Consider the following 17,411-nt stretch of genomic DNA (forward strand, 5'->3'; position numbering starts at 1 on the left):
GCGCCGGACGAGGGCGGGGACAGGCAGGTGGACACGCCCGCGGACGAGCACGCCGATGCCCAGGCGGCCGCCGAGGCGGCCTTTCCCGAGCTGGCCTCCCCCGACCTGTCCGGGCTGGGCCTGGAGAACCTGGTCACCGAGGTCTCCGAGCGCCTCCTCGCCGCCGCGGCCACGACTGAGCGCACCCGTGAGCTGCTGGAAGGCGTGCTCTCCGTCGGCAGCGGGCTGGAGCTGCGGGCCACGCTCGACCGGGTCGTCCTGACCGCGTCCGACCTGGTGGGCGCCGAGTGCGCGGCGCTGGGAGTCGTCGGGCCGGACGGGCACGGCCTCTCGGAGCTGATCACCCACGGCATCGACAAGAGCACCATCGAGGGGATCGGGGACGGGCATCCGCCCAAGGGGCCGTTCCTCGCCGTGCCGATCAAGGTCCAGGACGAGATCTTCGGAAACCTCTACCTCACCGACAAACGCGACGGCGACTCGTTCAACGACGAGGACCTCCAAATCGTGCAGGTCCTCGCCGCGGCGGCCGGGATCGCCGTCGGGAACGCCCGGCTGTACGAGACCGTCCGCCAGCGCGAACGCTGGATCGACGGGTCCGCCGCCGTCACCACCGCCCTGCTGTCGAGCAATGGGGCGGGTGACGCCCTCACCGTCGTCGCGGAGCAGGCCAGGCGCCTGGCCGACGCCGCGGCGGGGATAGTGCTCCTGCCGACCAGCGAAGGTGATCTCGAGGTCGTCAGCGCCACCGGCCCGGCCTCCGAGGGGGCGGTGGGAACCCGCATCGGGGCCGATGTGCCCGTCGCCGCCGCCCTGCGTGGCGGTGAACCCGTCTTCGTCTCCGACGCCAGCACCGATCCCCGTATGACCACGCACCTGGCGCCCCGTTTCGGCCCGAGCATGATGCTTCCGCTGCGCAGCGGTGGCCGGGTGATAGGGACGCTCGTCCTGCCGCGGGGGGTGGGCGCGCCACCGTTCACGGAGGCGGAGCGCACCTTGGCCACGCAGTTCGCGTCGCAGGCGGCGCTCGCGCTGGTCCTCGCCGACGCCCAGCGGGCCCGAGAACGCCTCGCGGTGTACGAGGACCGTGACCGCATCGCCCGTGACCTGCACGATCTCGTCATCCAGCGGCTGTTCGCCACGGGCATGATGCTGGAGGGCGCGCAGCGGCTGAGCGAGGTGCCGGAGCTGGGCGAGCGGATCGGGCGGGCCGTGGACGAACTCGACGCCACGATCCAGGAGGTCCGTACCGCGATCTTCGCCCTCCAGCAGGGGCCCGCCGATGCCCCGGCCGGACTGCGCACTCGCGTTCTGAGGGAGATCGGAACGGCGTCGGTGACGATGGGCTACCAGCCGTCCGTGGCGTTCACGGGGGCGGTCGACACCCAGGTGGGCGAGCTGACCGCGAAGAACCTCGTGGCGGCGCTGCGCGAGGCGCTGTCCAACGCCGCCCGGCACGCCGGGGCCACCCGGATCGAGGTACGGGTCGACGCGACCGTCCAGCTCCCGGACGGATCGCCGGGGGTGCGGCTCACGGTCACCGACGACGGGGTCGGCATCCCGGAGGAGGGGCGGCGCAGCGGGCTGCGGAACCTGCGGCGCAGGGCCGAGGAACTGGGCGGCTCCAGCTCGTACGGCACGGGCTCCGAAGGACGGGGGACGGTGCTGGTGTGGGAGGCCCCGTTCTGACCCGCGCCGTTGCTACTTGGCGCCGCCCCGGGCCCTGTGCTCGCCCCCGCCGCCCGCGTGCGCGCCGCTGTGCTCGCCGCCGTTGTCGGCCTCCAGGATCGCCTCGATGACCCTGGCGACGCCGTCCTCGTCGTTGGACGTGGTGCGGTGGCTGGTCGCGGCCAGGACCTCGGGATGGGCATTGGCCACGGCGAAGGACGTCCCGGCCCAGGTGAGCATCGCCAGATCGTTGGGCATGTCGCCGAACGCCACGACCTCGTCGGGGGTGATGCCGCGCTCGACGCAGCAACGGGCGAGTGTGGTCGCCTTGCTCACGCCCAGGGCGCTGACCTCCAGCAGGGCGACCGGGCTGGATCGGGTGAACTCCGCGTGGTCGCCCGCCACCTTGCGGGCCGTGGCCAGAAAGCCGTCGGGGTCGATCGACGGGTGCTTCGCGAGCAGCTTGAGAACGGGGGCGCCGGCGCGGTCCCCGAGGAGTTCCTCGACGGGCGCGATCGCGCAGTCGGGGGTGGGCCAGCCGTCCGGAACCGGGTAGTCGAGCTCGTACGAGAAGCCGTCGGTGCGCTCCACGGCGAACGCCACCTCGGGCAGTTCGGCACGCAGCGCCTCCACGACGGCGAGGGCGTCCTCGGGGGCGAGCGGGTGGACCTCGATGAGCTGGTCGCGGTGCAGGTCGTGGACGGCGGCGCCGTTGGCGCAGATGGCGATCCCATGGCCTGCCAGGTGCTCGCTGACCACATCCATCCAGCGGGCCGGGCGCCCTGTGACGAAGAACACCTCGATCCCGGCCTCCTCCGCGGCGGCGAGCGCGGCGACGGTGCGTGCGGAGACGGTCCGGTCGCTGCTCAGGAGTGTCCCGTCGAGATCGGTCGCGATCAGCCGGGTGCGCGCGGACCGGGCAAAGGCCGAGGGCAGGGGGGCGGACGGCGCGGTCCGGGAGCCCGACTCCGGGGTCTGGGGAGGGGGGTAGGCGAAGGTCACCCGACCATCCTCGCGCACGGGCACACAGGAGCGTCATGCGGCCGCACTCCTGTCACCGCCCGCTTAGGCTCACGGCATGCGACTGAGCACTGTGATTCTTCCCCTGTACCGCTGGGCCGAGGGCAAGGAGGTGTGGGAGCGCGCCGAGGAACTCGGCTTCCACACCGCCTACACCTATGACCACCTGTCGTGGCGGATCCCGTTCCGCGACGGGCCGTGGTTCGGCGCGGTGCCCACACTGACGGCGGCCGCCGCCGCGACGAAGCGGATCCGGCTCGGGACCATGGTCACCAATCCCAACTTCCGGCACCCGGTCACCCTCGCCAAGGACCTGCTGACCCTCGACGACGTCTCCGGGGGACGCATCACGGTCGGCATCGGCGCGGGCGGGAACGGCTTCGACGCCGGCGTGCTCGGTCGGCCGGAGTGGTCCCCGCGCGAGCGGGCCGACCGGTTCGGCGAGTTCGTTCCCCTGCTCGACCGGCTTCTCACCCAGGACGCGACCACCTCCGAGGGGCGGTTCTACTCCGCTCACGAGGCGCGCAACATCCCCGGCTGCGTGCAGCGTCCGCGCATCCCCTTCACCGTGGCGGGCAATGGGCCGCGGGGTATGCGCCTGGCCGCCGAATACGGTCAGGGCTGGGTGACCACGGGTGACCCGAAGCTGGCCGCGACGATCACCCCGCGCGAGTGCCCGGCCGCCATCCGTGCCCAGATCGACAAGCTGGAGGCCGCCTGCGAGAAGGCCGGCCGGGATCCGGACGAGCTGGACAAGGTGCTCCTGACGGCCTTCACCCCCGAGGAGCCCTTGGCCTCCCTGGACTCCTTCGTTGACTTCGCCGGCAGGTACGCCGAGCTGGGCATCGACGAGATCATCGTGCACTGGCCGGTGCCGGGCACGATGTTCGAGGCGGACATGGGGGTCTTCGAGCGCGTTGCCACCGAGGGGCTGAAGCAGCTCGGCTGACGTCCTCCTTCACTTTCACGTGTGGTGGGGCGCCCCGCGGCGCGGCGCTTTTACGGGGGCACGGCCGCGGGGCGCGGGCCGGGGTTCAGGGCGATGCCTTGTCGAGGAGGGTGCGCAGCAGCGCCGCGGTCTCATCCGAGATGGTGACCTCGACATGGACGGTGGAGGCGGCCTCCCCCTCGCTCAGCGGGTCGACCTCCGTGCCGTGCGGGACGGGATCGAAGTCGACCTTCAGCCGCCGGGGAGCGGGTGCCCGCATCACCCTCTGCCTGGGCTCGGCCACGGCCGAGCCCAGAGCGTGGTGGAGGTGACGGGTGGCCAGAAGCCGCATGGCCCGGGCCAGTTCGGCGTCCACGCTCTGCCGGGCCAGCGGGCGCAGACGGCGGATCAGCTCGGCCGCCTCCCTCGCCTCCGCGTCCGAGGGCGGGTGGTCCAGATACCGCTGGAAGACGTGCTCCGAGGTGAAGTCGAGGAACCGCTGGGCGATGTGCTCGACCTGGGCGCGCAGTTCCCGAAGATGCCCGGAGATCGCCTCCAGGGGCACTCCGGCCGAGAACAGCTCGGCCGCCACCGACAGCAGCTGCGGGCTGGGGACGACAAAGGTGTCGTCGTCCTCCGGCTCCAGGACGCCGAGGGCGACCGCTTCGGTGATGGCCTCCTCGTCCCTGGTGCCTCCGAAGGACTCGTACAGCTGCTCGCGGCCGAGCCTGACCGGAGTCTCGTCCGACCAGGGTCCTTCCACCTCCGTGAGCAGGCCCAGCACCCCGCCGAGCCCTCGCCCGCTGTCCCATGCCTCCAACAGCTCCTTGATGCTGGCCAGGGTGTAGCCGCGCTCGAGCAGGCCGGCGATCTGCCGCAGCCGAGCCAGGTGCGTGTCGTCGTAGACGTTGATACGGCCGCGTCTGCCGGGCTTGGGCAGCAGCCCGCGGTCCTGATAGGCGCGGATGTTGCGCACCGTCGCGCCGGTCTCTCGGGCGAGGTCTTCGATGCGGTACTCGGACAAACGGTCCCCCAGTTGCCTATGGCCGATCAGGAGATGGCCTCGCGGGCCAAGGCGCCCGCGGCCGCCCGTGCCGCAGGGGAGGTGGCCAGGTACTCGACGGCCCTGCGCAGCGAGCCCTCCTGCGAGGGATGGTACGACCTGCGCAGGTACCGCGGCATGGACAGGTGCAACTCCGCCCAACTCGGTATCAGGCCCTTGCGCGCGGCCGTGCGGTGCTCCTTCAGCCGGTACCCGCCTCCTCGCAGCTCGGGGTCGTGGCGCATGAGGTAGCGGGCTCCTGTGATCCACAGGTAGACCAGTGTGGGCCAGGCGAATGCCATGGCCTCGGCCCGGCGCAGATAGCGGGCCGGACCGGGCCCCGCCGCGTGCTGGTAGAGGTCGAACGCCACCGAGCGGTGCTCCACCTCCTCCGCGCCGTGCCAGCGCAGCAGGTCGAGCATCACCTCGTCCGCCCCCGCCCGGTCCAGCTCCTCGGCGGCCAGTACCCAGTCGCCCAGCACTGCCGTGAAATGCTCGATGGCGGCTATCAGGGCCAGGCGGAACCGCAGCCACTCACCCGCCGGTATGGGCAGGAGCGGCCTCTCGCCCAGCAGGACGTTGAACATCCACTCGACGTGCCTGGTGTAGCCGGTGGTGTCGAGGCCCTGGTCCTTGAGGTGGTCGAGCACATGGGAGTGCTGGACGGAGTGGGTGGCCTCCTGGCCCATGAAGCCCTTGACGTCCTTGAGCAGTGCCTCGTCGGTGATCAGCGGCAGTGCTTCCTTGAAGACCTTCACGAACCACCGCTCGCCCGCGGGCAGGAGCAGATGCAGCACATTGATCACATGGGTGGCAGTGGGCTCGTCCGGTATCCAGTGCAGCGGCGTCCGCCGCCACTCGAACGCCACTTTGCGCGGTCTGATCGGCGTCCGGGGGATCTCGGACGCGGCGCGCTCGTGTGCGGACAGCAGCGACTCGGTGAGCCGGGACGCGACAGGCCGGGCCTCGACGGGCTCGGTGGACTCGGTGGGCTCGGCGGACTCGAGCTCGGAGGGCTGATAGGGCTGATAGGGCTCGGCGGGCTCGGGCTCGGTGGGGCTTGCGCTGGGCATGGCGGGCTCCTTGCGGCTACGGCGTGAGGACTACAGCGGCGAGTCGATGCGGCCGAGCGCGCGCAGCGCCCCGGGAGAGACACGGCCGAGCATTCGGGCGGTGCGTGCCTCGGGGGTGACCGGCAGCACCGGTATGTCCTTGATCACCGCCCGCACAATGGCGTCCGCGACCTTCTCCGGTGGGTAGTTGCGCCGCCGGTACATCCGCGAGGCCTTGCGGCGCAGCCGCTCCTGCTCGTCGTTCGTGGCTCCCACGAACCGGGCGGTCGCGGTGATCGAGGTGTTCACGAAGCCGGGGCAGATCGCGCTCACCCCGATCCCGGCGGCGGCGAACTCCGCGCGCAGGCATTCGCTGAGCATCAGCACCGCCGCCTTGCTCGTGCTGTAGGCGGGCAGCGTTTTGGTCGGCTGATAGGCGGCGGCCGAGGCGATGTTGACGATGTGTCCGCCCTCGCCGCGCTCGGCCATCCGCCTGCCGAACAGTCGGCAGCCGTGGATGACCCCCCACAGATTCACATCCAGGGTGCGGCGCCAGTCCTCGACGGAGGTGTCGAGGAAGCGGCCGGAGATCCCGATGCCCGCGTTGTTGACGAGGACGTCAACGACGCCGTACTCGGTGTGGACCCGGTCGGCGAGCTTGTCCATCGCCTGTTCCTCGGCGACGTCCACCGTCTGCGCCCACGCCTCGCGCGCTCCGCTCAGCAGGGCGAGCTCGGCGGTGCGGGCGGCGCTGTCCCCGTCGCGGTCCACCGCGACCACGCGGGCCCCCGCCTCGGCGAACGCGAACGCCGTGGCACGCCCGATGCCGCTGCCGGCGCCGGTGACGAGGACGAGCCGGCCGGCGAACCGCTCGGCCGCCGCCCCCAGCGCGCCCCGTTTCAACGGTGCGTGCGACCGCGGCGCTTCCACGGCCGACTCCCCCGAACTGCGCCCGCGCTCCACGTCGTCGACGAAGTCCGTGATCCAGCGGGCCAGCAGCTGTGGCCGGGTCCTGGGCAGCCAGTGCTTGGCCGCCACCGTCCTGCGCCGCAGCCGGGGCGCCCAGCGGTCGAGGCCGTCGTAGAGGTGCTCGGAGAGGAAGGGATCCCCCGTCGGCGTGATCAGCTGCACCGGGATCCGGGCATACGCGTCCTCGCGAGGACGTAGCAGGCGCTCCCGGACATTGTCGCGGTAGAGCCACGCGCCATGGGCGGCGTCCTCGGGAAGGGACGTGGTCGGACAGCTCCCCGCGGGCAGCCGCTCCGCCCGGGCGAGCAGCTTGGGCCAGAGCCTGCCGAGCGGCCCGCGCCACGCCAGCTCGGGCAGGACCGGGGTATGGAGCGCGTACACATACCAGGAGCGGACGCCCTGCCCGAGGAGCTGGGCGAGCCGACGGGGTGTGGGGTGCCCCATCCGCTCCTTGATCCACAGCCCGAAGTGGTCCAGGCTCGGGCCCGACATCGAGGTGAAGGACGCCAGCCGTCCCTCGAAGCGTGGGCGGGTCGCGAACTCCCACCCCTGGACCGATCCCCAGTCGTGTCCGACCAGGTGCACCGGGCGGTCGGCGCCGATCGCGTCCAGCACCGCCTCGAAGTCGTCGGCCAGCTTCTCCAGGCGGTATCCGCCACGCTGCGGGCGCGGCGCCGTCGAGGCCCCGTGCCCCCGCACGTCGTAGGCGACGACGTGGAAGCGCTCGGCGAGTTCGCCCGCCACCTCCCTCCAGACCTCCTTGCAGTCCGGATAGCCGTGCAACAGCAGTACGGTCGGCCGTTCCCCGGCCGCATCGGCGCCCCACTCGGCGACGGCGAGCCGCACCCCCGCGGATTCGACAAAGCGCGTCATGCCGCTGATCCCTCCCAGCGCCGCACATGCGGCAGTTCGTCGTCGAGCCAGTAGGCGTCCGTCTCCGTGACCACCAGGAGTTCCTCGAACTTGACCCCCACCCCGCGAAACCCCAGATGCGGCTCGACGGCCCACAGGCCGGGTGTCGGCGGATGGTCGGAGAACTTGTGGGGGCTCCACAGCGGCGACCACCCGTCCCGGTGCCCGCGCACGGCGTCCTTGGCCAGCCCGCGCAGGCTCTGGGTGCCGAACCCGGCGATGTGCGGGTTGAACCGCCGCTGCCGGACCCGGTCCACCCGGTGCGCTATGACCCCGAACGGATAGGCGCGGTGCCGGTTCTCGTATCCCTGCCGGGCCATCAGACGGTCGACGTCCTCGTAGATCGTCCTCAGCGGGCGGCGCTCCCGCACGCCCCTGAGGACGAGATCCCGGTGCTCGCGCAGGTCGGCGGTCAGCCGGTCGTGCAGCGGATTGGGGCCCAGGCAGCCCGAGTAGCCGATGTCCGACGTGCAGCCGTCGAGGACGGGAGCCATGTCGAGGATGAACGGCATACCGGGCTCGAGGCGCCGGTTCGTCGGGAAGAACTGCGTGGGCAGCTTGAAGCCCGCGAACGCCGTCCGGTCTCCGAACCACGCGAACGGCAGATGGAACCAGTCCCGCACACCCCGCTCCACCAGCCAGCGCCGCGCCGCCCGCGCCGCCTGCCTCTCGGTGACTCCCGGCCTCAGCCGGGCCGCGATCGCCTGTGCGCACTCGTAGGCGAGACGCTGCACATCCCGGAAGCCTCGAAGTCCGTCTGCCATGGCTGCCCCCTCGCGACCGGCACCCGCCGGTCCTCGACCCGCCAAACGTTGACATCAGTGAATGTGACAACGCTCCGTGGCAATGTCAATGGGTTCGTCAACCGCAAACGGCCTCATCGCGGCCAAGCCACCCTTACGGGTGACTGGCTGAAAGGACTACCGGTCTTGTCCACAACCGAGCCTCAAGTCTGACGCCAGGACCGCCCGGGGCCACTACCGTCGAAGCGTGTCTGTGATCGCCACCGAAAACCTCACCAAGCGGTACCCACGGGTGACCGCTCTGGACCGGCTCACCCTGGACATCGCCCCCGGAGTCGTGGGCCTTGTAGGGGCGAACGGAGCCGGAAAGTCGACCCTCATCAAGATCCTTCTCGGCCTGTCGGCCGCGTCCGAGGGCCGGGCCCGCGTGCTCGGCCTGGACGTGGTGACCGAGGGATCCCGGATCCGTGAACGGGTCGGCTACATGCCCGAGCACGACTGCCTGCCGCCGGACGTCTCCGCCACGGAGTTCGTCGTCCACATGGCCCGGATGTCGGGGCTGCCGGCGAGCGCCGCACGTGAGCGCACCGCCGACACCCTGCGCCACGTCGGCCTGTACGAGGAGCGCTACCGGCCCATGGGCGGCTATTCGACGGGCATGAAACAGCGGGTCAAGCTCGCGCAGGCCCTCGTCCACGACCCCGAACTGGTCCTCCTCGACGAGCCGACCAACGGTCTGGACCCCGTCGGCCGTGACGAGATGCTCGGCCTGATCCGCCGTGTCCACACCGACTTCGGCATCTCGGTCCTGGTCACCTCGCACCTGCTCGGTGAGCTCGAGCGCACCTGCGACCACGTCGTCGTCATCGACGGGGGAACGCTGCTGCGCTCGCAGTCCACCGCCGAGTTCACCCAGGCCACGCAGACCCTGGCGGTCGAGGTCACGGACAGCGAGCAGCACCCGCACGGCGCCGACGCGGTGCTGAGCGAGCTCCAGGCAGCGGGGCTCACCGCGCTCGCCGACGGTCATCTCCTCCTCGTCGAGATCGCCGACGAGTCCACGTTCGACACCGTGCGCGACGCCGTCACCGGGCTCGGCCTCGGCCTGGTCCGCATGGAGCAGCGCCGCCACCGCATCGCCGAGCTCTTCCGCCCCGACGAGGTCGGCGCTCCCGCCGCCGCGGGCGCGGGAGCGACCGCCGTGGGCATCCCCGGCACGGGCACGACCGCCGACGCCACCACGACCCACGAAGGGAGCCGCAGCGATGCCGGTGCCGTCAAGCACTAGTCCCGCCACCGAGGCGGCCAAGGGCCGTATCCACAACATCGGATACCGCCACTACGACGGCCCCCGTCTGGGCCGCTCCTACGCGACCCGCTCCCTGCTCGTGCAGAGCCTGCGCGGCGCCTACGGCCTCGGCCGCTCGGCCAAGTCCAAGGTCCTGCCGATGATCCTGTTCGCGGTGATGTGCATGCCAGCCGGGATCATCGTGGCGGTGGCCGTGTTCACCAAGATGAAGGACCTGCCGCTGGACTACACGAGCTACGCGATCTACCTCCAGGCCGTCATCGGGATCTTCCTGGCCGCCCAGGCACCGCAGGCGGTCTCGCGCGATCTGCGCTTCAAGACCGTTCCGCTGTACTTCTCGCGGCCCATCGAGCGGATCGACTACGTCTTCGCCAAGTTCGCCGCCATGACGGGCGCCGTCTTCATCCTGACGGCGGCCCCGCTGGTCGTGCTGTACATCGGCGCCCTGCTGGCCAAGCTCTCGTTCGGCACGCAGACCAAGGACTTCGCGGCGGCGCTGCTCGCCGCGCTCCTGCTGTCGCTGCTGTACGCGGGCCTGGGCCTGGTCATCGCCGCCCTCACCCCGCGCCGCGGATTCGGTGTCGCCGCGATCATCGCCCTGTTCACCATCAGCTACGGCGCCGTCAGCAGCGTCCAGGCGATCGCCGGCGAACAGGGAAACGAGACCGTGGCCGGCTGGCTCGGACTGTTCTCCCCGGTCACCTTGATCGACGGCGTCCAGAGCTGGGCCCTCGGCGCGGAGCCCAGTTCCCCCGCCGGTCCGCCGAACGCCTTCGCCGGCACGGTCTTCGTCCTCGTACTCCTCGGCGCCATCGCCGGCTCGTTCGGCCTGCTCCTGCTCCGCTACCGAAAGGTCGGCCTGTCGTGACGACCATCTCCATCGACCACGTCTCGCGGTGGTTCGGCAACGTGGTGGCCGTCAACGACGTCACCATGGACATCGGCCCCGGTGTCACCGGCCTCCTCGGCCCCAACGGCGCCGGGAAGTCCACGCTGATCAATATGATGGGCGGCTTCCTGGCCCCCTCCACGGGGACCGTCACCCTCGACGGCGCGACCATCTGGCGCAACGAGCAGGTGTACCGGTCCATCGGCCTCGTCCCCGAGCGCGAGGGCATGTACGACTTCCTCACCGGCAAGGAGTTCGTCCTGGCCAACGCCGAGCTGCACGGCCTGCCGGACCCCGGCGCCGCCGCGCGCAGGGCCCTGGCCACGGTGGAGATGGAGTACGCCCAGGACCGCAAGATCTCCACGTACTCCAAGGGCATGCGGCAGCGGGTCAAGATGGCCTCGGCCCTCGTCCATGAGCCCTCGGTGCTCCTGCTGGACGAGCCGTTCAACGGCATGGACCCGCGCCAGCGGCTCCAGCTGATGGACCTGCTGCGGCGGATGGGCGCCGACGGCCGCACCGTCCTGTTCTCCTCGCACATCCTCGAGGAGGTCGAGCAGCTCGCCCACCACATCGAGGTCGTCGTGGCCGGACGGCACGCCGCCTCGGGCGACTTCCGTGAGATCCGGCGGCTGATGACCGACCGGCCGCACCGCTACCTGGTCCGCTCCTCCGACGACCGGCAGCTGGCCGCGGCGCTCATCGCCGACGCCTCCACCGCGGGCATCGAACTCGACTGGACCGAGCGCGCCCTGCGCATCCAGGCCATCGACTTCCGCCGCTTCACCGAACTGCTGCCGCGCGTCGCCAAGGAAGCGGGCATCCGGCTCTACGAGGTCTCGCCGTCCGACGAGTCCCTCGAGAGCGTCTTCTCCTACCTGGTCGCGGCGTAAGGAACCCTGATGCATCCAACAGTCGCCCGCCTCACCCTCAAGGGACTGCTCGGCCGCCGCCGCACGATCCTGCTCGTCGCCCTGCCGGTCCTGCTGATCGTGATCTCGGTCGCGGTCCGTGCCCTGTCCGGACAGGACGACAGCACCAGCGCCGACATCCTGTCCGGATTCGCCCTCGGCACGATGGTCCCGATCATCGGCGTCATGGCCGGAACGGGGGCCATCGGCCCGGAGATCGACGACGGTTCGATCGTGTACCTGCTGGCCAAGCCCATCACGCGACCGACGATCGTCCTCACCAAGCTCGTCGTCGCCATCTGCGTGACCGTGGCCTTCGCGGCCGTTCCGACGTTCATCGCGGGTCTCGCCCTGTCGGGTACGAGCCAGCGGATCGCCATCGCCTTCGGGATCGCGGCCACCGCCTCCTCTGTCGCCTATGCCGCGATCTTCCTGCTCCTCGGCGTCGTCACCCGCCACGCCGTGGTCGTGGGTCTGGTCTACGCGCTGGTGTGGGAAGGGCTGTTGGGCAGCCTGATCAGTGGAGCCAAGACCCTCAGCGTCCAGCAGTGGTCGCTCTCGCTCGCCGAGAAGATCGCCGCGAACGGGGTGGTCGACTCGGACGTGGGCCTGCCCACCGCGCTCGTCCTCATGGTCGTGGTCACGGTCGGCACCACCTGGTTCGCGGGACAGAAGCTGCGCTCCCTCACCCTCGCGGGTGAGGAGTAGACGCTCCCTCACCCTCGCGGGTTGCGCTCCCTCACCCTCGCGGGTGAGGGGGTGGAACGGCTTTGCGGTAGCGGCTATCCAGAAGTAGCGCTTCCAAGACGCCCGCCCCCCGAACTCGGCCGGACGTCGGTAATCGCCCTGCACTGCGCGGCGTTGTCCGCAGGAATCCGCACCCAGCGGTCGATCGTCGCGATGGCGGTGTTCTGCACACTGGCGATGCGGTGCTCCTGGTGGCCGCGCTGCGTTTCGACCCGACGCGGCTGGTGACCCGGGTCGAGGAGGAGCGCTGAGCCCCGGGACGAGAGGGTCAGTGCCCGTCGAGAAAGCGCTCCACGACCAGTGCGATGCCGTCCTCCTCGTTGGAGGCGGTGACCTCGTCGGCGACGGCCTTGAGCTCGTCGTGCGCGTTGGCCATGGCGACCCCGCGGGACGCCCAGCCGAACATCGGGATGTCATTGGGCATGTCGCCGAACGCGATGGTGTCGGCGGCGCCCAGGCCGAGCCGCCGGGCGGCGAGTGAGAGCCCGGTCGCCTTGGTCAGCCCCAGCGGGAGCATCTCGACGATGCCCTCGCCGGCCATCGTCACCCCCACGATGTCTCCGGCGACCCGCTGGGCAGCCGCCGCGAGCTCGTCGTCGCTCAGCCGCGGATGCTGGATGTAGAGCTTGCTGATCGGGGCCTGCCACATCTCGTCTCGCGCGAGAACGGGGACGGTGGGCAGCACTCCCATGAACCGGTAGCCGGGGCCGACGAGGATCTGCCCGTCCAGTCCGTCGTGGGCCGCGGCCAGCGTCACCCTGCCCACCTCGGCCTCCAGCTTGGACAGCGCCAGCACGGCCACCTGCCGGTCCAGGGTGACCGAGGTCAGCAGCCGGTGCTCGCCGGCGTGGTAGACCTGAGCGCCCTGCCCGCACACCGCCAGGCCCTCGTAGCCGAGGTCGTCCAGGATGTACCGCGTGCGGGAGACGGGACGGCCGGTGACAACGATGTGGGCCGCGCCCGCCGCGGTGGCCGCGGCGAGCGCGTCGCGTGAACGCTCCGAGACGGTGTGGTCCCCGCGCAGCAAAGTCCCGTCGAGATCGGTCGCTATCAGACGGAAGGGCAGGGGCCGCAGGCTCACTTGGCGACCGGCTCGAGCAGCTCACGCCCGCCGAGGTAGGGCCGCAGCACCTCGGGCACGCGCACCGAGCCGTCCGCCAGCTGGTGGTTCTCCAGCAGGGCGACGATGGTGCGCGGCACCGCGCACAGCGTCCCGTTGAGGGTGGCGAGCGGGCGGGTGCCGCGCTCCCCGCGTATCCGGATCGACAGCCGCCGCGCCTGGAACTCGTCGCAGTTCGACGCCGACGTCAGCTCGCGGTACTTGCCCTGGGTGGGGATCCACGCCTCGCAGTCGAACTTGCGCGAGGCCGAGGCGCCGAGATCACCCGTGGCCACGTCGATCACCTGGAACGGCAGACCGAGGCCGGTCAGCCACTGCTTCTCCCAGTCCAGCAGGCGCTTGTGCTCTGCCTCGGCGTCCTCCGGCGCGACGTACGAGAACATCTCGACCTTGTCGAACTGGTGGACACGGAAGATGCCCCGAGTGTCCTTGCCGTAGGTGCCCGCCTCCCGGCGGAAGCACGGCGAGAACCCGGCGTACCGCAGCGGCAGCCTGTCCGCGTCGAGGATCTCGTCCATGTGGTAGCCGGCAAGCGGTACCTCGGAGGTGCCGACGAGGTAGAAGTCGTCCCTCTCCAGGTGGTACACGTTCTCGGCGGCCTGGCCGAGGAAGCCGGTGCCCTCCATGGCGCGGGGCTTGACGAGCGCCGGGGTGAGCATGGGGATGAACCCGGCCTCGGTCGCCTGGGCGATCGCCGCGTTGACCAGGGCGAGCTCCAGCAGGGCGCCGACACCGGTGAGGTAGTAGAAGCGCGAGCCGGAGACCTTGGCGGCGCGCTCGACGTCGATCGCGCCGAGCAACTGGCCGAGCTCGAGGTGGTCCTTGGGCTCGAAGCCCTCGGCGGCGAAGTCGCGCGGCGTGCCCACGGTCTCGAGGACGGCGAAGTCCTCCTCGCCGCCCACGGGCACGTCGGGGTGGACGACGTTGCCGAGCCGCAGCAGCAGGCTCTGCGCCTCCTCGGCGGCCTTGTCCTGCTCGGCGTCGGCGGCCTTCACCGCGGCGGCGAGCTCGCTCGCCCGCGCCAGCAGTTCGGCCCTCTCGTCGCCCTGAGCCTTGGGGATCTGCTTGCCGAGCACCTTCTGCTCGGAGCGCAGCTCGTCGAAGCGGACGCTGGACGACCTGCGCCGCTCGTCGGCGGAGAGCAGGGCGTCGACGACGTCGACATCCTCTCCACGGGCGCGCTGGGAGGCGCGGACACGGTCGGGGTCCTCACGGAGCAGGCGAAGGTCAATCACACCCACCAGGCTACCGGGGCGCCGCCACCGGTTTTCCCCGGACGGGGGGCTTCGTGCTGTGTTCCGGCTGAGGGCCGCTCAAGAGTTATCCACAGGCTGATTGCGGCTATAGCACTTTGTCCACAGGGTGTGTGTAGTTTCTGTGGAAGGTGGAACGGGTCCCTCCGCCGTGCGACTGCTCGCGCATGATGCCCACCTCAAACCCCCCTCACACTCTCTTTCGAGTGGCAAATGGCCTCCCTGAAGAGTTAATCGGCATCATCGCGCTGACGAAGGTCGCATATGCCACTCAATGTCGGGAGCGTCGCCGCAGAGCGATTTGTCGACTGCATGGGATGGCAGTGTCGACTTGTCCCCAGCCTCCATTGGGCCTGTGGATAACTTGGGTGTGCCTGTGGATTACCGAGGTCGGGAAGTCAGACCCGGCCGTCGAGGCAGCGGGCGAGCCAGTCGGACGCCCGGGTGAAGTCCGCGTCCGCTGTCCCGGGGCGCGGCTTGGACGGCAGTTCGTCGGCCCGCGGATAGGACCCGAGGAAGCGCACGTCCGGGCAGATCCGGCGCAGACCCTTGAGCGCCTCCCCCACCCGCTGCTCGCCGATGTGGCCCTCGCAGTCGATGGAGAAGAAGTACCTGCCCAGGCCCTCGCCCGTGGGGCGGGACTCGATCCGGGTCAGGTTCACCCCGCGCACGGCGAACTCCTGAAGCAGCTCCAGGAGGGCGCCCGGGTGGTCGTCCGGCAGCTGGAAGACCAGGGAGGTCTTGTCGGCTCCGGTGGGCGCGGAAACCCTCGCGGGCCGGGCCACCAGCACGAAGCGGGTGATCGCGTTCTCCGCGTCGTGGATCTCGGTGACCAGCGGCTCCAGCCCGTACGTCGCGGCGGCGAACTCACCCGCGAACGCCGCGTCGAACCGGCCCTCCTGCACCTGCCGTGCCCCGTCGGCGTTCGAGGCCGAGGGCTCCCACTGCGCGTTCGGCAGGTTCTTCGCCAGCCACTTGCGCACCTGGGGCTGCGCGTGGGGGTGCGCGGTCACCGTCTTGATGTCGGACAGCCGTGTCCCCGGCCGCACCAGCAGCGCGAAGGCGATCGGCAGATAGACCTCGCGCACGATCGTCAGGGGCTCGCCGGTGGCCAGCTCGTCCAGCGTGATCAGTACCGCGCCCTCGACGGAGTTCTCCAGCGGCACCATCGCGGCGCCCGCCTCGCCCCTGCGCACCGCGTCCAGCGCCGCCGGGACCGAGACCATCGGCACCAGGACCCGTGTCGCCGCCTCGGGGAGCGTCCGCAGAGCGGCCTCGGTGAACGTTCCTTCGGGCCCTAGGTAGGTGAAGTTGCTGCTGGGCGACATCGGTGCGGCTCCTGTCGTATCGGCACTCGCAACGATAACGATCGCCGCTCGAGGCCGCCTGGGCGTTCAGCCTTCGAGAAGGCGCCGCCCGACGTACTCGCCGGGCGCACAGCCACCGGGGACCGCGAACAGGGCGCTCGACTCGTGCCGCAGGAACCGCGAAAGCCCGTCGCCGCGGTCCAGCTTGCGCTGCACCGGCGTGAACCCCTGCCGCGGATCGGCCTGCCAGGCGACGAACAGCAGCCCGGCGTCCGGCGCCCCGTCGGCGGCGAAGCCGTCGTGGAACGAGAAGCCGCGCCGCAGCATCGTGGCTCCCCCGTTGGCCTCCGGCGCCGCCACCCGGATGTGGGCGTCGCCGGCGATGGCCAGCGACCCGTCGGGCTTCTGCTTGCCCAGGTCCACCTTGGTCGTCTCGGAACCGCCGGAAAGCGGTGCCCCGTCGGTCTTGCGCCGCCCGATGACCCTTTCCTGGCGGTCCGGCGGCAGGTGGTCCCAGGCGTCGAGGAGCATCCGGATCCGGCGGACCACCACGTACGAGCCGCCCGCCATCCACGAAGGCTCGCCCTTGGCGGGAACGAAGACCTTGGCGGCGAAACCGGGGTCCGACGGCTCGGGGTTGTTGGTGCCGTCGATCTGGCCCATGAGGTTGCGGGTGGTCATGGGGCGGGCGGTGGCGCCGGGGGAGCGGTTGAAGCCGTTCATCTGCCAGCGGGGGAGCGCCACCTCCCGAGCGAGCCGCTGGAGCGTGCGCAGCGCGTTGAAGGCGACGAGCGCGTCGTCGGCGCCGATCTGCACGAACAGGTCCCCGTCGCCGCGCCTGCGGTCGAGCGCGTCGGCGGAGAACGAGGGCAGCGGGGTGAGGGCGGTGGGGACGGGCAGGCCCAGCTTCTTCAGAAAGGAGGCGCCGAAGCCGAAGGTGACCGTCAGCGAGGCCGGCCCCGCGTCCAGCGCGACCTGGTTGTCGCTGTCGGCCGCCCGGCCCTCGGTCATCGCCGAGGCGGCCTTGGTCCAGCGGCGCATCAGGGCTGTCGCCTCGGCCCGGCCCGCACCCGCTTTGAGGTCGAACGCGGCGAGGTGCCCGCGCGCCTGGGCTGGGTCGAGGATGCCCGCCTGGTGGGTGCCGTGGAAGGGGACGGCGGTCGAGCCGATGGACGCCAGTTCCAGCGGCCGGTCCGAGGCCGCGAGCGCGTGGCCGCCCGCTCCCGCCGCGGCGCCGACGGCCAGACCCGCGCCACCGGTCGCCGCGAGCACGCTGCGGCGCGACAGCTTCCTGCGCTCGTCCGGCCGGTCGCCGGGGGCCCGGTCCGTGTGGTCCGCCGCCGGCGTGGCCCGGGTGGCGGACGCCTGGGACGGCAGCGCGGCCGAGGTGTCCGCCGACGGGTCGGCCGAGGCGCCGGCCGACTCGACCGTCGCCTGATCCCGGGCCGGGCCCGCTGGATCCCCGGCCCGGTCCGTTGCCTGGGCTCCGGCCCGGTCCGTCGCCTGATCCCCGGCCCGGTCCGTTGCCCGGGCTCCGGCCC

The 17,411-nt window shown here is 71.2% G+C and carries 15 protein-coding genes; 6 read left to right on the top strand and 9 right to left on the bottom strand.

Translation table 11 applies throughout. The features are described from left to right. The first annotated feature begins 27 nt into the window (after window positions 1-27). Window positions 28-1,689, top strand: a complete 1,662-nt coding sequence (locus tag IEY86_RS11180) for a sensor histidine kinase (RefSeq protein WP_373286994.1) — start codon at window positions 28-30, stop codon at window positions 1,687-1,689. A 12-nt stretch (window positions 1,690-1,701) separates the two neighbouring features. Here the strand turns inward: IEY86_RS11180 and IEY86_RS11185 are convergent, their stop codons facing one another. After that, window positions 1,702-2,670 (bottom strand): HAD family hydrolase, encoded by a 969-nt coding sequence (locus tag IEY86_RS11185; protein WP_189131432.1) that lies wholly within the window; start codon window positions 2,668-2,670, stop codon window positions 1,702-1,704. Window positions 2,671-2,746: 76 nt separating this feature from the next. On the opposite strand from IEY86_RS11185, the gene IEY86_RS11190 reads away from it, so the two are divergent. Next, window positions 2,747-3,637: an LLM class flavin-dependent oxidoreductase gene (locus IEY86_RS11190; RefSeq protein WP_189131433.1), complete on the top strand. Its 891-nt coding sequence runs from the start codon at window positions 2,747-2,749 to the stop codon at window positions 3,635-3,637. 85 nt (window positions 3,638-3,722) lie between these two features. Here IEY86_RS11190 and IEY86_RS11195 read toward each other — a convergent pair whose 3' ends face one another. The 4 genes from IEY86_RS11195 to IEY86_RS11210 all read right to left on the bottom strand — a co-directional run bounded on the left by IEY86_RS11195 (window position 3,723) and on the right by IEY86_RS11210 (window position 8,355). Further along, entirely contained in the window at window positions 3,723-4,640 is a 918-nt protein-coding gene (locus IEY86_RS11195) for a MerR family transcriptional regulator (protein ID WP_229698320.1), read from the bottom strand. A 26-nt stretch (window positions 4,641-4,666) separates the two neighbouring features. Continuing rightward, window positions 4,667-5,587, bottom strand: coding sequence for a metal-dependent hydrolase (locus tag IEY86_RS11200; RefSeq protein WP_373286997.1), 921 nt, complete (start codon window positions 5,585-5,587; stop codon window positions 4,667-4,669). Window positions 5,588-5,761: 174 nt separating this feature from the next. Further along, window positions 5,762-7,552 carry an SDR family oxidoreductase gene (locus IEY86_RS11205; RefSeq protein ID WP_189131435.1) on the bottom strand — a complete coding sequence of 597 codons (1,791 nt, stop codon included), beginning with the start codon at window positions 7,550-7,552 and terminating at the stop codon, window positions 5,762-5,764. Further along, window positions 7,549-8,355: a M24 family metallopeptidase gene (locus tag IEY86_RS11210; RefSeq protein ID WP_189131436.1), complete on the bottom strand. Its 807-nt coding sequence runs from the start codon at window positions 8,353-8,355 to the stop codon at window positions 7,549-7,551. The genes IEY86_RS11205 and IEY86_RS11210 overlap by 4 nt, the downstream gene beginning before the upstream one ends. A 232-nt stretch (window positions 8,356-8,587) precedes the next feature. On the opposite strand from IEY86_RS11210, the gene IEY86_RS11215 reads away from it, so the two are divergent. Genes IEY86_RS11215 through IEY86_RS11230 form a run of 4 tightly spaced genes read left to right on the top strand, consistent with a single transcriptional unit; the run spans window position 8,588 to window position 12,151 of the window. Then, a complete protein-coding gene (locus IEY86_RS11215) occupies window positions 8,588-9,622 on the top strand; it encodes an ABC transporter ATP-binding protein (RefSeq protein WP_189131525.1) in 1,035 nt (344 codons plus the stop codon). Then, the gene (locus IEY86_RS11220) at window positions 9,600-10,511 is read left to right on the top strand and encodes an ABC transporter permease subunit (protein ID WP_189131437.1); all 912 of its coding nucleotides are present in this window, start codon (window positions 9,600-9,602) and stop codon (window positions 10,509-10,511) included. The genes IEY86_RS11215 and IEY86_RS11220 overlap by 23 nt, the downstream gene beginning before the upstream one ends. Continuing rightward, complete coding sequence (locus IEY86_RS11225; protein ID WP_189131438.1) at window positions 10,508-11,425, top strand: ABC transporter ATP-binding protein; 918 nt, start codon at window positions 10,508-10,510, stop codon at window positions 11,423-11,425. The genes IEY86_RS11220 and IEY86_RS11225 overlap by 4 nt, the downstream gene beginning before the upstream one ends. A 6-nt stretch (window positions 11,426-11,431) precedes the next feature. Continuing rightward, window positions 11,432-12,151, top strand: coding sequence for an ABC transporter permease (locus tag IEY86_RS11230; RefSeq protein ID WP_189131526.1), 720 nt, complete (start codon window positions 11,432-11,434; stop codon window positions 12,149-12,151). 307 nt (window positions 12,152-12,458) lie between these two features. Here IEY86_RS11230 and IEY86_RS11235 read toward each other — a convergent pair whose 3' ends face one another. From IEY86_RS11235 to efeB, 4 genes are all read right to left on the bottom strand, one after another. Next, window positions 12,459-13,271, bottom strand: coding sequence for an HAD family hydrolase (locus tag IEY86_RS11235; protein ID WP_373286995.1), 813 nt, complete (start codon window positions 13,269-13,271; stop codon window positions 12,459-12,461). Further along, the gene (serS, locus tag IEY86_RS11240; protein WP_189131439.1) at window positions 13,268-14,545 is read right to left on the bottom strand and encodes a serine--tRNA ligase; all 1,278 of its coding nucleotides are present in this window, start codon (window positions 14,543-14,545) and stop codon (window positions 13,268-13,270) included. The genes IEY86_RS11235 and serS overlap by 4 nt, the downstream gene beginning before the upstream one ends. A 416-nt stretch (window positions 14,546-14,961) precedes the next feature. Beyond that, window positions 14,962-15,891 (bottom strand): prephenate dehydratase, encoded by a 930-nt coding sequence (pheA, locus tag IEY86_RS11245; protein WP_189131440.1) that lies wholly within the window; start codon window positions 15,889-15,891, stop codon window positions 14,962-14,964. A 66-nt stretch (window positions 15,892-15,957) separates the two neighbouring features. After that, a complete protein-coding gene (efeB, locus tag IEY86_RS11250; RefSeq protein WP_189131528.1) occupies window positions 15,958-17,247 on the bottom strand; it encodes an iron uptake transporter deferrochelatase/peroxidase subunit in 1,290 nt (429 codons plus the stop codon). Window positions 17,248-17,411: the final 164 nt, after the last annotated feature.

This window comes from Wenjunlia tyrosinilytica, assembly GCF_014646055.1.
Taxonomy (GTDB): domain Bacteria; phylum Actinomycetota; class Actinomycetes; order Streptomycetales; family Streptomycetaceae; genus Wenjunlia; species Wenjunlia tyrosinilytica.

Excerpts from the sequence above, each read along its gene's own strand:
- IEY86_RS11190 (WP_189131433.1), top strand. The coding sequence starts at position 2,747 with ATGCGACTGAGCACTGTGATTCTTCCCCTGTACCGCTGGGCCGAGGGC.
- IEY86_RS11205 (WP_189131435.1), bottom strand. The coding sequence starts at position 7,552 with ATGACGCGCTTTGTCGAATCCGCGGGGGTGCGGCTCGCCGTCGCCGAG.
- IEY86_RS11210 (WP_189131436.1), bottom strand. The coding sequence starts at position 8,355 with ATGGCAGACGGACTTCGAGGCTTCCGGGATGTGCAGCGTCTCGCCTAC.
- IEY86_RS11220 (WP_189131437.1), top strand. The coding sequence starts at position 9,600 with ATGCCGGTGCCGTCAAGCACTAGTCCCGCCACCGAGGCGGCCAAGGGC.
- pheA (WP_189131440.1), bottom strand. The coding sequence starts at position 15,891 with ATGTCGCCCAGCAGCAACTTCACCTACCTAGGGCCCGAAGGAACGTTC.